The sequence below is a fragment of the Pedobacter borealis DSM 19626 genome (assembly GCF_000708285.2).
In the GTDB taxonomy this organism is placed as follows: domain Bacteria; phylum Bacteroidota; class Bacteroidia; order Sphingobacteriales; family Sphingobacteriaceae; genus Pedobacter; species Pedobacter borealis.
In genome coordinates this window covers 60118-74816 of record NZ_JAUG01000006.1, presented here as the reverse complement: position 1 = coordinate 74816, position 14699 = coordinate 60118, and the positions used below count along the sequence as shown (strand labels likewise).

At 39.7% G+C, this 14699-nt stretch carries 13 protein-coding genes, 1 tRNA gene and 1 pseudogene; all 15 read right to left on the bottom strand.

The annotated features are described in order from the left end of the window. Positions 1-220: 220 nt before the first annotated feature. Positions 221-3037: a TIM-barrel domain-containing protein gene (locus AW17_RS03340; protein WP_083488616.1), complete on the bottom strand. Its 2817-nt coding sequence runs from the start codon at positions 3035-3037 to the stop codon at positions 221-223. Positions 3038-3270: 233 nt separating this feature from the next. Then, positions 3271-3447 carry a hypothetical protein gene (locus AW17_RS24820; RefSeq protein WP_245234998.1) on the bottom strand — a complete coding sequence of 59 codons (177 nt, stop codon included), beginning with the start codon at positions 3445-3447 and terminating at the stop codon, positions 3271-3273. Then, a complete protein-coding gene (locus AW17_RS03335; protein ID WP_245234997.1) occupies positions 3447-3965 on the bottom strand; it encodes a DUF1826 domain-containing protein in 519 nt (172 codons plus the stop codon). The genes AW17_RS24820 and AW17_RS03335 overlap by 1 nt, the downstream gene beginning before the upstream one ends. A 136-nt stretch (positions 3966-4101) precedes the next feature. Further along, positions 4102-4500, bottom strand: a complete 399-nt coding sequence (locus AW17_RS03330) for a hypothetical protein (protein ID WP_029274689.1) — start codon at positions 4498-4500, stop codon at positions 4102-4104. Then, positions 4497-4826, bottom strand: coding sequence for a hypothetical protein (locus AW17_RS03325; protein ID WP_029274688.1), 330 nt, complete (start codon positions 4824-4826; stop codon positions 4497-4499). Before AW17_RS03325 ends, AW17_RS03330 begins: the two co-directional genes overlap by 4 nt. Before the next feature lie 24 nt (positions 4827-4850). After that, positions 4851-5162: a hypothetical protein gene (locus AW17_RS03320; RefSeq protein WP_029274687.1), complete on the bottom strand. Its 312-nt coding sequence runs from the start codon at positions 5160-5162 to the stop codon at positions 4851-4853. Between the two features lie 224 nt (positions 5163-5386). Further along, entirely contained in the window at positions 5387-6322 is a 936-nt protein-coding gene (locus AW17_RS03315; RefSeq protein ID WP_209444191.1) for an ISAon1 family transposase, read from the bottom strand. A gap of 28 nt (positions 6323-6350) precedes the next feature. Beyond that, positions 6351-6714 (bottom strand): annotated as a pseudogene (locus AW17_RS03310) (ISAon1 family transposase N-terminal region protein). A 146-nt stretch (positions 6715-6860) separates the two neighbouring features. Further along, positions 6861-6934: transfer RNA gene (locus AW17_RS03305), tRNA-Arg, on the bottom strand. Between the two features lie 230 nt (positions 6935-7164). Beyond that, entirely contained in the window at positions 7165-7398 is a 234-nt protein-coding gene (locus tag AW17_RS03300; RefSeq protein ID WP_029274685.1) for a hypothetical protein, read from the bottom strand. Positions 7399-7638: 240 nt separating this feature from the next. Then, positions 7639-8808 (bottom strand): mannonate dehydratase, encoded by a 1170-nt coding sequence (gene uxuA, locus AW17_RS03295; RefSeq protein ID WP_029274684.1) that lies wholly within the window; start codon positions 8806-8808, stop codon positions 7639-7641. Positions 8809-8857: 49 nt separating this feature from the next. Next, entirely contained in the window at positions 8858-9682 is an 825-nt protein-coding gene (locus tag AW17_RS03290) for an SDR family oxidoreductase (protein ID WP_029274683.1), read from the bottom strand. 100 nt (positions 9683-9782) lie between these two features. Beyond that, the gene (locus AW17_RS03285; protein ID WP_029274682.1) at positions 9783-10955 is read right to left on the bottom strand and encodes a glycoside hydrolase family 88 protein; all 1173 of its coding nucleotides are present in this window, start codon (positions 10953-10955) and stop codon (positions 9783-9785) included. A 1-nt stretch (position 10956) separates the two neighbouring features. Continuing rightward, positions 10957-12144: an alginate lyase family protein gene (locus AW17_RS03280; protein WP_029274681.1), complete on the bottom strand. Its 1188-nt coding sequence runs from the start codon at positions 12142-12144 to the stop codon at positions 10957-10959. Positions 12145-12166: 22 nt separating this feature from the next. Beyond that, positions 12167-14629 (bottom strand): glycoside hydrolase family 2 TIM barrel-domain containing protein, encoded by a 2463-nt coding sequence (locus AW17_RS03275; protein ID WP_029274680.1) that lies wholly within the window; start codon positions 14627-14629, stop codon positions 12167-12169. Positions 14630-14699: the final 70 nt, after the last annotated feature.

Genomic DNA, 14699 nt, shown 5'->3' with positions numbered 1-14699 from the left:
TTGTATTCGCAGAATAGCGCCACCGCTTACGGTTATGCTGCCCTTGAGCAGTGCGCCACAAGCGGCACAGCACTTGCACTGCCTGCCCCGATTATGACGGCCCATTTTAGCTCAATTTAGCTCAAAATGAGGTGCCAATGCTGCTAATCTGCTAGGTTTGAACATGGATTTAAACAAAAAAACAAAATTATGGCAACGCATTTGCTTATTAATCAAGTCTTCAGAGTTTCACCACTGTTTTAGCACCATTGTATTGAACAACTTTAGCCGGTGCTGTTGAATTACCGATGGCAACCACACGAAAAATCCGCTTGCTTAACATTCCTTCGTAAGTCCCCTCGCGATTGCCGATTGTTAACGTACCATCGGCATGGTTGTACTCAAAATTGATCGTTGAAAATGCACCCTTTTCGTAATTATAGTTGTTTCCTTCATCTTCGTATAAACTGAACTTTCCATCTTTACCTTTGTAAACCCTGATCTCTATATCATCAGCTTTCTTTTCTGAAGTATATTGCATCACATCACCAACAGGCAAAATAGTACCTGCAGGAACAAAAAGAGGAATACGCTCAAGTGGTGCTTCTATATTCAACTTTTGGCCGCCTTCAATCTGCTTGCCTGTATAGAAATCATACCAACGGTTTCCTGATGGGAAATAAACTTCGCGGCTACGCGCTTTGTAACTATAAACTGGACAAACCATCAAGCCTGAACCCAAAAGGAACTGATCACTCACGCCGTAAGTTTGTTTATCGGCGGTATAATCCATTGCGAGCGATCTCATCAGGGTATAATCTTTATGATATGCCATTCCTGCCAACGAATAGATGTAAGGCATTAAGCGGTAGCGTAGTTGATCGTAATAAACCAGACTTTTGTAAACCGGATGGCCTTCTGGAGCAAGGTTATAGATTTCGCGGTAAGGAAACTGGCCATGACTGCGAAACAACGGACAAAATGCCCCAAACTGGAACCATCGCAAATTTAATTCACGCCATTCTTTCAGGTCTGCATTCTCATTGCCTGTCTCGTCAAAAATAAGCTGGCCATCTCCATAACGTTTCTCTACACAGAAGCCACCAATATCCATTGTCCAGAACGGAATACCCGACATCGCAAAATTAAGCCCGGCAGGAATCTGTGCTTTTAGGTCTTCCCATCTTGATGCGATATCGCCACTCCAGGTAGCGGTAGAATACCTTTGTAAACCCGCAAAACCAGACCGTGTTAACAGAAATACCCGCTTGTTATTATCCGCCTCACGCTGCCCGTTATAAATAGCGTTGGCATTCATCAGCGCATATGCATTGAAATATTTTGTAGAAGAACCCAGCGCAGTAGGCCCACACAGTTTCTTGCGGTAGTCCATATCGGTACAATCACGAATGTTGGGCTCAGAAGCATCCATCCACCAGGCATCGAATCCCTTTACGTAAAGGTTTTCTTTCATCTGTTTCCAAAAAAGTTTTTGCGCATCGGGGCTATAGGCATCGTAGAAAGATCCCACATAACCCGGCCCTATCCAATCGCGCACACTATCCTGCACTGCCTGCATATACATCCATCCTTTTTCGCTAAATTGTTTAAAATGATCTGTTGTAGCATAGAATTTTGGCCATACCGATATCATGATATTTGCATTTTCTTTATGCACGGAGTCTACCATTCCTTTGGCATCTGGAAACCGTTTCAGGTCAAACTGGTGGCTTCCCCAGGCATTTTCTGGCCAATAATTCCAATCAAGCACAATATTATCAAGCGGAATCTTACGCTTCCGGTACTCACTTACTACACTTAATAGTTCATCCTGGGTTTTGTAACGCTCACGGCTCTGCCAAAAACCCATTGCCCATTTGGGCATAATGCTCGCCTTGCCAGTCAGCGTGCGGTAACCACTGATTACATCGTCCATGTCTTTGCCGGCCACGAAATAATAATCCATCTTATCGCCCATTTCTGACCAAAAGGATATATTGCCATTTTTTTCTATCGGAGATGAAGAAAGTGCTTTAAGACCAACATACGAAACGCCCCCATCGGGTTTCCACTCCAGTCTTATTTTGGTGCGTTTTCCCTTTGTCAGCGAGAAAGGAAACCGATAAGTATTCGGATTCCAGGACGTTCTCCAACGTTCTGGTACTACCAATTTTCCGTCAAGCCATACTTTGGTATAACCAGCGTAATAGAGGCTAAATTTGTAAATATCAGTTTGGTTGGCAAGGATTTCTCCTTCCCAGACTACAGAACCATTATTAAAATTAAAATCTGCAGGAAATTTCTTAACAGTGGTGAGGTTTTCATAATCGATTGCCAACTCCTGACGGATAATTGGCTTGTTATTTTTTTGATTATACGTAGCGGTAAGAAAACCTTTTTTACCTTGTTTATCAAAGAGAGTAAACTGGTTCAGGTCTTTATAATCTCGGGGATCGCCGTATTTGCTCTGCGAATAGTTATCCCACAATACACCATAATTGTTTGTAGACATGATGAATGGCACAGCTACTTTCGTGTTGTACTGGAAGAGGTCTTCGCTTTTATGTTTATAGTTAAAATCGTCAGACTGATGCTGCCCTAACCCATAGATGGCCTCTCCTGGGGTACCCGAGAAGACCTGTTGCATGGTATATCCTTTATCGTTTTCGACATTGATAGGACTAAAACTTCTTTTTGCCTCCTGCAGCACTACTTTCCCAAATTTATCGGTAAATGAAACCTTACCAGTAACAAGGGAAACCTTCACGGTAAGTTCCTGGGTAGAAAGTTGGGCAAATTCTGTATTTTCTGTTACTTTGAAAGGTACTGTCGGAGTCAATCTAGCTATTACGCAAAGGCTTGTAACCTGGGGAATAGTGCTTTCGGGTGAAGCCTGAACCCTAACAATACGGCTGTTGATCACATTTATTTCAATCGTTTTGGCAACTCCCCCCTTTGGGTGTACCTTCATTCCATTCTGCAGCGTCTCAACAGCTTCAGTGGCAAGCAGTCTCCCAGCAACAAATAACAATATAATAAAGAAAGAGAATCGTTTCATAACGGAACAAAGAATTAATTGGTTAGAATATGGTGGTATGTTTTTATGATGCAAAACTACAACGCCATATCATGACCACAGAGTAGTAATGTTAAATTAGTAAGCAGAAATGTTAACTACGAAACTTTTCGAGGGGTATTTTTTAAACAGACAGATCGCCCTGCAGATAATTAAACTGATGTAACCTATCTGATTAACAGCTAATAAAGGGGATTAGATTAGAAAATTTGATTTTAGCAGATCAGAAGCAATCTATACTCACCATCTTTTTCGTTGGGTGCGCGGTGCACGCATGGTAAAACCTGTTTACCAGGATAATCTACTGCCAACCTCCATAAATGACCCAATCCCAAATTGATGGGCCTTGCATCAGCTTTGGCCTGGTAATGCAGGTCAAAATAATGTTCCATCAAAAAGTTTTCAAATTCCGATTCCGGACCGTTATGCAACTCTGCTTTTGCCGGATTTCAGGGATCAGGATTTTTTGTTCAGCCTGATGATTAGCGATGATTTCACTGGCCGCACCATAATAGGTACATAAAAAAGTATCCGTACCGATAGGCGAACGGTCTACATGGAATGAATATACATCTGTTGAAATGAAACCGAGTTCCTCATCCCGCTGATAACTTTTGATTAAATTGAGCGAAGGCGACGCTCCGGAATCTGCCAACAACTGAAAATCGCTTAAGATAACTTCCCTTGCCACACTACCTTGTTCCGATAGCTTAAGCGTATGGAGGTCTTCCATAGAAACTTCCGTGAGGTCAGCTTTAAGTTCAAGTTTGGATACAATTTCCTTAAAATCCCCAATCAGGTCTCTCTGCCAGCAAACTGCGTTTATATCTCCCTTAAAATTCGTATTTAAAAGATGAGAGAAGGTAGAAACCACCGCAACCTGCTTGCTGTTAGAAAATCTATTATCCATTGATTAATTAAGCTATTTAGCTGTTACTCCCTGCAAAAGTAAGGAATAGCTGAGCGGATAATTGAAAATGAAATCTATTTTCCAAAAGCCATGCGGGTGCATGGCTTAGAATTAAAAAATATCCATCTATCTCAACTTAGAATTTACCCGTCCTGTCAGCATTCTCTTGAATTTTTTCAAGTAAAACTGGCCATCTGGAATCATTATGCAGGTTAATAAAATTTATATCCTTTGAAATAAGGCTATAACCAGCAAAATTTCCTTTGTCGGTAATCCTCTTCAGCTGTACGAAAGCACTATCGGGCTGGTTTAAAACGGCCCAACAAGATGCTAGTTCATATCTATGGAGCACAGTAGCCATTCCCTTATTGAAAGTAAATGCCTTTTGAAAAAGTGGGATGGCTTCTTTAAAATTTCGTTTTCTATAAAGTGTCTCTGCTTCACTAGCACTTGAAACGTATTCTTTAGGAAGTTTCTGTGAATAAGATGCATTAAACAACACAACTAAAAGTAATAAACTCAATACATACTTCATGGTTTCTTCCGGCTTTCGTAAAAAAATATTCGATTTATTCCTGATTTAGATTCTTCATCAACAATTGCGCGGATAAAAACCACCGAGTCTTTATTTAACTTCAAGGCTCTGCCAGTTCCACCTTTATATATTTTATCATCAATAATTACTAAATCACCATCATTAACTTTATATTGAGATAGCTGGACAGTATTAACATGACCGGAGGATTTGATCAATGCTGGATTTATATCGTTGCCCATTTTTCTTTTATCGGGTATTGATTGGGCAGACAAACCAGATATTGGCAGATAGAAGAAACACAATATCAGTAGGTAATTTTTCATATAAGTATAGTGATAAAACTTTAACTAACAAATGGCTCCCATATCCTCACTGGTATAAGGGCAAACAACAAATGTCATCCCTTTAAAATTAGTTTGTGATGAAGGATCATTTTCACAAGGATACCACCAAGTACCATCAGCCTCGGCCTGTTCATATCCTAAGTGAAAACACCCATCTTCAAATAATATGTAATAAAAATTGACCTGCCGAATACTAGAAGTTTTTGATTGTTGATTTGGTTGTTTTTTTTCTGTTTCGTTTTTTGCTTTGGGATTTGAAGCAAATGAAACGGTCACACTAAACATTAAGAAAAGCGCTAAAATAATCTTTTTCATATTAATTAATTTGAGAGCAGTCAGACATCTGATTGTCAATAGCAATATACACATAAAATAATTGCATATGCAAACTTTATGCAAGTAAAAATACTTTTCCTAGCTTTGTTGATGATGGGATGATCTTACAATTTGGATACTAAATACAAAGAATCTAGATTTGATTAATTAACAATTAATAAAACTAACACGGATCAATACCAAAAGTTGTGGAGTAGTCATTTTTAAGCATACAATTGAGTTAGCCTGTATAGGAAAAACTTTACGCATTTCACGCCACGAAATTGGGATCTAAACGCTTTAATCTTTGCATTGAATGATTCGGCAGAAGCATTGGTCGATCTGTTATCAAAATAATTTAGAATAGTCGGATAGTGATTCTGAATCGACCTGGCAATGGTATTAAAAGCTTTAAAGGCGGACTGCCTTACCTTTTCATGCCATTTAGCTAATTTTGCCAGGCCAAATACTTTTTCGGTCGTCTTATCAAATATATGGCTGAGCTCCATACTCAAGGAATAAGCTACCTTGAGGTCCGGATATCTTTCAAATAGCAAATCCGCCCGCTCTTTTTGACTTGTCGTCCAGTCAAAAGCTTTTTTATACAGTACATATCTGCTCCTTGCCAGAAGCTGTTTCAGGGTATCGCCATTACTAAATACTTCAGCCCGAAATACTTTATTGGTTTTTCTAGCGATTTCAATTGCATCGTTTTCCCTATCAATTGCATCCCAGCGATGCTTGATCCTAATTTCCTGCACAGCTTCTGTAGCTAGTTTCTGAACATGGAAACGATCGGTGACCCTTATGGCCTTAGGAAAACATTTTTTAGCAATGAGTTCCATGTTTCCAGCCATATCCAGTGTGATTTCAGAAACTTTTCTGCGCTCTTTTTCTGGTATTTTGTGAAGTACTGAAATAACTGCTTCAGCTTTGGTGCCCGCAACAATAGCCACAATTGACCCTTTTTTACCCTTGGCTGCTTTGTTGGTGAGGATGGTGTAAAGTTCGCCATGGGATAGGCTGGTTTCATCAATGGATAGATGCCTACCGAGGTTCTCCGGATACAGAAGCCATTTATCTGCGTGGCTCTTTTGATCCCAGGACTTAAATTCGCTTAGATAATCACGGTAATGTCGGAGTAGCTTTCTTCCGTCCACACCGTAGAACTTACTAATTGTATGAATATCATTCGGCTGGGTATTGATTGATTTCTTTTAAAAAAGCCGCGAATTCCCCTGTCATTCGCGTTCCTTTTTCTATTAAAGTCCAATTACGGTAAATCAACTCATTGCTTTTGGTATTGATCCATCGGCGACGCTTGATATGATAAAAAACTTTGGCCGCGTATTGGAAAATCCTGAACGGTAATCTCTGGAAAGAAGCCTTTTGAATACACTTTTATAAACTCAAGTTCTGACTGTAGGTTATTAATTTCCTCTAAGTGGATATGGAAGGTATCTGGATCTTCAATGACACCGGTAATAGTAAAGTTTGCTAGTATAAAATCTGGTAAGAACAATTTAAGTAAAGAGGCTGCAGGGGAAGTCATATAAAGTGAAATAGTAAAATGCAAAGCTATTTGTTTTTACCGTCCTCCACAACTTTTGGTATTGATCCACTAACACCAACTGCGAAACAAAATAGTATTGATAATAACAAAAAAGCTCCCAGTTTTTAACTGGAAGCCTTTAAATGTACCCCGGAAGGGACTCGAACCCCTGACCCTCGGTTTAGAAAACCGACGCTCTATCCAGCTGAGCTACCGAGGCTCATTTTTTAATGAGCTGCAAATATAGAAGTTCTATTTAATATGTAAAAATATATTTTAAACTATTTAGAAGGTACTTTTTCTATTTCAAATAAGTATTTAAGAACGAAGCAATTAAAATTAAATTTGGGCGGAATAAATTTGACTTTGCCCCATAAAAAACCTTGTTTTTCATCCTATTCTGTACCAAAAGTACAGAGCGAGCACTCAAAAAACATGATCAAATCTAAATTACGCGTCTTCTCCGTTCCAAATATCATCATCGGCATGCCGAATTTTGTCGTGAGCCGCGGTTACACTCTTTAATTCTTCATGGTGATAATTTCTTTCAGGATTTTCTGGCAATCCACTGTCGTGATTTAGCGGCACCTTCCGTAAATGCTCAGGCTTCTTAACCTCAGGTAAATCATCATGTACAACAGAAGGCGTTAAGATCTTCTTCTTGGGGTTATTGCTGTTTTCCATAATTTTAAGAGACTCAAATTTCAAGCCACAAGCAAAGGTGAGTTAAAATTTCGGGAGTTGGTGTGTATTTATAGATAATAAGGATCGGCGATAAGTGTTTGTCGGTTGGCGAAAGGCGGATACAAGCCCAGCCAATACAAAAATGCGCACAAATAAATCAGTTTTTATTTGTGCGCATTCTGGAAAGACCCTAAAATGAATTCAGGGTGACGGCCGCTTATTTAATGTCGATCCGTTGGGTTAATAATTCCCTGTAACGCCTATTTCCAAGCCTCTTAATTCAGCAAGTCCTTTTAATCTGCCTATAGCAGAATAACCTGGGTTAGTTTCTTTGGCCAAATCATCCAACATTTGGTGGCCATGATCTGGGCGGAAAGGAATTGATTTATCGCGTAATGCATTTTCTTCTGATAAGGCTTTCATAATTTCGTACATGTTCACATCACCACCTAAATGATCTGCTTCGTAAAAACTACCGTCCTCATCTTTTTTAACGTTACGCAAATGCGCAAAATAAACACGTTCTTTAACCGCATTGAAGATCTCTAAAGCATTATTCCCCATTCCGGCACCTAAAGAGCCTGTACAGAAACAAACACCGTTAAAAGCCTGATCTACTTCTTTAATAATATAATTAAAATCTTCGAGCGTACTCGCAATTCTTGGCAAACCTAAAATAGCATAAGGAGGATCGTCAGGATGGATGGTCATTTTAATACCTTCTTCTGTACAAACCTCAGCAATAGATGACAAGAAAAATTTCAAATTTTCTTTTAAGCCTTGTGTTCCAATGGCTTTATATTCATTAATGCTATTACGCAAAGTCTCCAGCTCGATTTCTTTTTCGTTCGGGATACCCATTAATACATTGATACGAAGATCAACTAAATCCTGCGCTGTTAAAGTTGCATATTTAGCTGCAGCCCTATCTAAAATAGATTGCGAATAATCTGCTTCTGCACCCTCTCTCTTTAAAATATAGAGATCAAAAATGGCCAGATCGATCCAGTTAAAATAAAGGGCTTTCGATCCATCGGTCATTTCCAGGTCCAATTGTGTACGTGTCCAATCTAAAACTGGCATAAAGTTATAGCACACAATCTTAATCCCGCAGGCCGATAGGTTACGCAAAGAGGCTTTATAGTTTTCGATATACTGCCCGGCATCTGCCCTACGTGTTTTAATCGCTTCGTGCACGGGAACACTTTCTACTACCGACCAGGTTAAACCTGCTGCCTCGATAATGGCTTTTCTTTCCTGAATATCATGTAATGGCCAAACTTCACCATGTGGAATATGATGCAGTGCGGTTACAACGCCCGTAGCGCCTGCCTGTTTAACGTCTTGTAGGCTAACTGGATCGTTCGGACCATACCAACGCCAGGTTTGTTCTAATTTTTTATACTTCATTGTATTTGATTGCACAGATTTTAATGATTACACAGATTACCTATATTATTTAAACGCCAGAAAAAGCAGTAAATCCACCATCCACTTTAACATTCTCTCCATTTACAAATTTAGAGGCATCACTTAGCAAATATACTAAGGCGCCAATCAATTCTTCCGGGGCTCCGAAACGTTTAAATGGTGTTTTAGAAATGATGGCCTGTCCCCTTGCAGTTAAAGAACCATCTTCTTTGGTTAACAATGCCCTGTTCTGGTTGGTAATAAAAAAGCCAGGTACAATGGCATTCATCCTGATTTTATCCTGATAACGGTTGGCCAGTTCTACAGCCATCCATTTGGTATAACTATCAATAGATGCTTTAGCCAGCGAATAACCTAACACCCGGGTAAGCGCCTGGGTTGCCGAAACAGACGATATATTTACGATGCTACCGCCGTTCCTGGCTATTTCCTTACCAAAAATCTGTGTTGGCATAATCGTTCCGAACAGGTTTAAATCGAAAGCCTGTTTTAAGGCCGGAATATTAAGGTCAAAAACATCACTACCAGGTTGAATTACGGCTTCAGCTACGTTACCACCTGCTGCATTCACCAGTGCATCAATACGTCCAAATGTTTTAATGATAGTTGCATTTGCGTCGATTAAATTCCGCTCATTCAGTACATCGGCAATAATGTAAATTGCTTTACCACCAGCCTCAATTACATCTGCAGCCCTTTGTTTAGCTATTTCTTCGTTTCTTCCAATTACAACGATTGTAGCACCCGCGGCGCACAAACCGTTAATAAAAGCCTCGCCTAAAACACCTGTAGCTCCTGTAACTACTACAACCTTGTTTTTTAGCGAAAAAGGGCTTTCTACTTCTTTTACCATTTGTTTAGTTCTTTTTAAGTTTATTCTACTACTAATGTCGTGATGGAGTGTGGCAAACTGGTTATTGTTGCAGCCTCACCTTTAATCCACAAACTGTATTTTAATTTTTACTTCTTAGCAAAGCCTCCAGATAATAATAATCGGCATAATTGATCGGCACATCAATTTCGGAATTATTCGGACGATGCCCTGTACTGTGCTCTAAGATAAAGCCATAGTTTGCGCCAATTTTACTGGTATACTTAGTACTGAGTGAGTTTAAAATTTTATCGGCAGCGGTTTTATATTTTTTACCATTGGTACTGTACTTTGCCAATTCGTAAAGTGCAGAAGCTGTAATTGATGCTGCAGATGCATCTCTAGATGCTTCTGGGATTTTAGGATCATTATAATCCCAATACGGAATTCCGTCAGCAGGTGTAATTTTATTATTTAAGATAAAACCTGCAACACCATCAGCCTGAGCTAAATATGCTTTATTTTTAGTTTCACGATAACACATGGTATAACCGTATAACGCCCAGGCTTGTCCACGTGCCCAGGCCGATTCATTCGCGTAACCTTGAGCGGTTGTTTTTTGACGCACATTGCCGGTTAAAGTATCATAATCGATGACGTGATATGAACTAAAATCGGGTCTGAAATGGTTTTTCATCGTGGTATTGGCATGCGTTACCGCAATTTTATAGAAAGATGAATCGCCTGTTAGTTTGGTCGTTTCGAATAACAGCTCAAGGTTCATCATGTTATCAATAATTACCGGATATTTCCACTTATCGCTACTATGATCCCAAGATTTTAAAACGCCTGCTTTAACATTGAACCTTGTAGACAATGATTTTGCCGCCTGAATAATTACGGCTTTGTAGGCCGGATCGTTTGTTAAACTGTATCCGTTTCCAAAGGGACAGTAAATCATAAAACCCAAATCGTGGGTCCCTTTGTTAAATTGCTCTTTTTTAATATCCTCAGTATACTTCTGAGCAAGTGTCAGCCATTTCTTATCGTTGGTGTATTGATAGAAATACCAAAGTTCGGCCGGAAAGAAGCCGCTGGTCCAATCTCTCGATATCACCATTTTAAACTGGCCGTTTTCTACAGTTCGTGGTGAAACCAAATTAGGTTTTACTTTTCTGGCTGAATCTACATTTTTAACCAATACATCTGTTTGTTGCGCTGCTGAAGCAAATGCTTTTTTCACATCTGTTTTTTGCGCCTTTACTATACTGACAGACAATACACTTAGTACTGTTATTATTACTTTTAAGTTCATATTACAACCAGATTAATGGGTTACGGATAGGTAAATTTCTAATTACTTCTTCTACTTGAGGCTGGTGATCTAATTTTGCCCAGGTTTGGTACCAATTGGTTTGGTTGTATTGCACTGCACCAAACAGCAAAAAAGGCTGAGCCACAGGCCAATTTCCCCAGTACATTACATCGGGCTTTAAGGTCCACTTGCTTTTATCGGCAATAAAAGGATATAAATAACCTAATCCTTTTTTAATAGATTTACCATCAGCAGTTTCAAAATTCCAGAGGTTATTTTTTGGAGTAGATAAGATTTGGCAGAGCGTGGTCATCGCATCAAGATTAAAGATCGAATAGCCATAAGGTTTTGTTCTGGCCATTTCTAAGGGAAAACTACCATCTACTCCCATCTGCTTTGGCAACAGAATAGTTTTATAAATCGTTCGCAACGAATCGAGCATATTTTCATCACCACAAAGTTTAGCAAAGGAAGCCACCTGCATGGCCCAACAAGTGGCATGATTGTTCTTTGCCATTTTTTCTTCAACACCTGGCTTACTCGTGTTTAACCATATGATGTAATCACTAAACCACTGTTTAATGCCTTTAATCGTTTCTTTATCAAACGCTTTAGCTTTTTCCATCACCAGTACACCTTGAGCGACCTCCATTAAATGAATGGTATCGATAATACCATAGCTACGTCCGGTAAACCTACCTTTAACTGCTTGAGCAAAATTAAGATTAGGATTCATCAAGGTTTCGGCATTGATAAACCAGGCTTGAAAATGTTTAACAGCTTGTTTAACATACTTTTCGTCACCCGTAATTTTATAAGCTGAGGCCAACGCACCAATGATTTTACTAAAACGCACCATGTATTTACGGTGATCGAGGAAGTTGTCGGGATTAGTCAATCCATCTCTATTGATATATGGTCCATCCGGGTTTTGTGGATCTGGCCAGAAATAATCAGCTTCCGAGAAGAAATCATGCTTTCCACCTGCACTTCTTGGAGAAGATGAAGTCGTAACCGTAATCGGTTTTTGCTGCATGGCCCAGGCCGCCTCGGCCAAAATCTGTTTTTTTAACAAGACCTCTGCCTGTTTTTTTAAACCCACATCTTTCGGATCAGGTTTCAGGGAAGCAAATGCTGTCCAGGTAAAACAGAGCAGCACTAATAATGCACAGGGGATAATTTTTTTCATTGGTTATATATTTGGTTAGCTATTATAAAGTTGTAAAAACCGTTTTCAGACCTTCAGCACTCACTGATACTGCACTTTGCCCTTTGTTTAATTTCACTTTAATAATGGCCCTGCCGTTGTAAGCCTGTACTTTACGAGAACCCGATGAAGTGCCTTGATTATCAATTAATTTGCCATCTCCAGTTAAACCAAAACTTATCAAATTAATAGCGTCTAAACATGCTACGCCTTTATCATCAAAAAGCCTTACTTCCATGGTGGCCACATCATCTTGTTGACTGATTTTTTTCAGCTGCATTTTAGCGGGCTTTGTCCATTTTTCAGTCTGATAATTAAATTTAATTTCATCGGTTATGATCTCTTTCCCCTTTTTGGCAATTACCTTAACCGTGTTTTCGCCCTTTACAAAAGGAAGATTCCAACGCAAACCCGCTGCAGGATAATCCTGACTATTGCGCTTTTTACTACCAAAACTTTTACCATTTAAGAAAATTTCAGCTTCTCCACAGTTCGAATAAACTTTGACCATTTTTTCTTCACCTTCGTCACCCCAACGGATTGGCCAGGTATGTCCATAAATATGTGCCATCGGTTTTTCTGTCCAGTAAGATTGAAAAACGTAATAAGCTTCTTTTTTGGTAAAATCTCTTTCTACTACCCCTTTCTGGTTCATATAAGGCACTGGATTATCGGGACGAACGGGGGTTGAAAAATCTTTGAATGGCCAGTAAGCCGTACCACTTAACCAAGGCATGGTTTCCTGCTCTTTTAAATGCCAATCGATTAAGTTGGTGATGTACGATTCGCTCCAGTCGCCATCTTTAGAAATTCTAGCTGCACCACCGTATAATGAAGCATCGCCAGCCCTTTCATCGGCACTGCCTCCGCTTTTAATCTTACTCAAGGCTTTATCCGGATTTTCTGAATGACGTAGCGCATGACTATCTCCTCCCCATTCTACGTGCAAAAAGCGTTTTACCTTCGCAAATTCATCTTCGGATGCCTTTTTATAATCAGTGTAAGCACCACGGTACCAGCCGGCCCAAATAGAAGGAGAATACACATCTACAATATCACTGCAAAAATCGCATCGGCGGATCGCTGTATAACGCGATTTATCCAGTTTATGCGAGAGATCGTTCAGCTCTTTCATGAAAGTCCTGATCTTTTCCTTATCAAATTCAGGAAAATCACCTGGCCAATCGTTTTCGTTTCCCATTCCCCAAATGATAATGGCCGGATGGTTAAAATGCTGTTCAACCATGTTGGTGAGCATTCTACGAGCCTGTTGTTTGTATACCTCACCGCCTAAACCTCCACGGCACCATGGAATTTCCTCCCAAACCATAATCCCCAAACTATCGCAGAGATTTAAAACAATACGCGATTGCTGATAATGGCCTAAGCGGATAAAGTTAACCCCCATATCTTTCATCATCTGCATTTCCTCCCTAATCATCCCTTCGGTCATTGCAGCTGCTACGCCTGCATGGTCTTCGTGGCGGTGCGTCCCGCGCAGCAATAAGCGTTTTCCGTTCAAATTAAAAGGTCCTTTCTCTACAAATTCGATATTACGGAAGCCAATTTTTTCTTCTCCTTTATAATTGCCTGATGAAGATATTACTTCGTACTGCAAACGATATTGCAACGGTTTATCTGTAGACCATAACTGAGGTTTTTTAATCTCCAGCGACCATAAATCAATATCAGCAGATAAATTATTAAGCTTTCCCTCTGTTTTACCAACGATTTTTCCTGCAGGATCAACCAATTTTAACTGAACCGTAGCTTCAGTAATTCCCTTAGGGTTATATAATCGTGCCTTGACAGACAATTTACCCAATTTGCCTTGCGCATCAACCTCAGCTTTGGCAAACATCTTATCAACTGAAAGTTGTGGCGTATAAACCAGATTCAAGTAACGATAGATACCACCATATACATTAAAATCTGATAAATCGGAAGGGATCATTTCGAGATCTCTTGAATTATCTGTCCTTACTGAAACCGGAACTTTACCCTTAAACTGTTTTTGGTAAACATCTGTTTTTTGGAAAGTAGCAACTGCATCGGTAATATCAACCGTCCACTCGTCATAACCTCCCACATGTGTTGCAACCTTGGTGGTGTAGACATAAACTTCCGTTTTTTGTCCTGCCCCTTCGAAATGCAAGATCGTTCTGCCGTTTTGATAAGGATTTTCGATTTTAAGCTGCGTGCGGTACCAGGCTGGCCCCTGATAATAATTTACATCAGGATCAACCGCATCTTCAGCGTTAACGCAATGTGGTAAACTCACCTTCTGCCATAGCGGTACTGCCTCTGGATTACCCACGCCAACCGGGCGAACGGCCTCCCAAGCCCCTCCTAAATCTTGCTTTAAAAACTCCCAATTATTATTTAAGCGAATCGATTGTTGCGCAAGCAATAACTGGCTGTTAAACAATATGATAAATAAGATTATATATCTAAATAACTTCAACATAAATTTTGAAAATTAAACTTTTAAACGCAATTTTTTCTTTTCTAAAAAGTATATACGATACCGATCACTA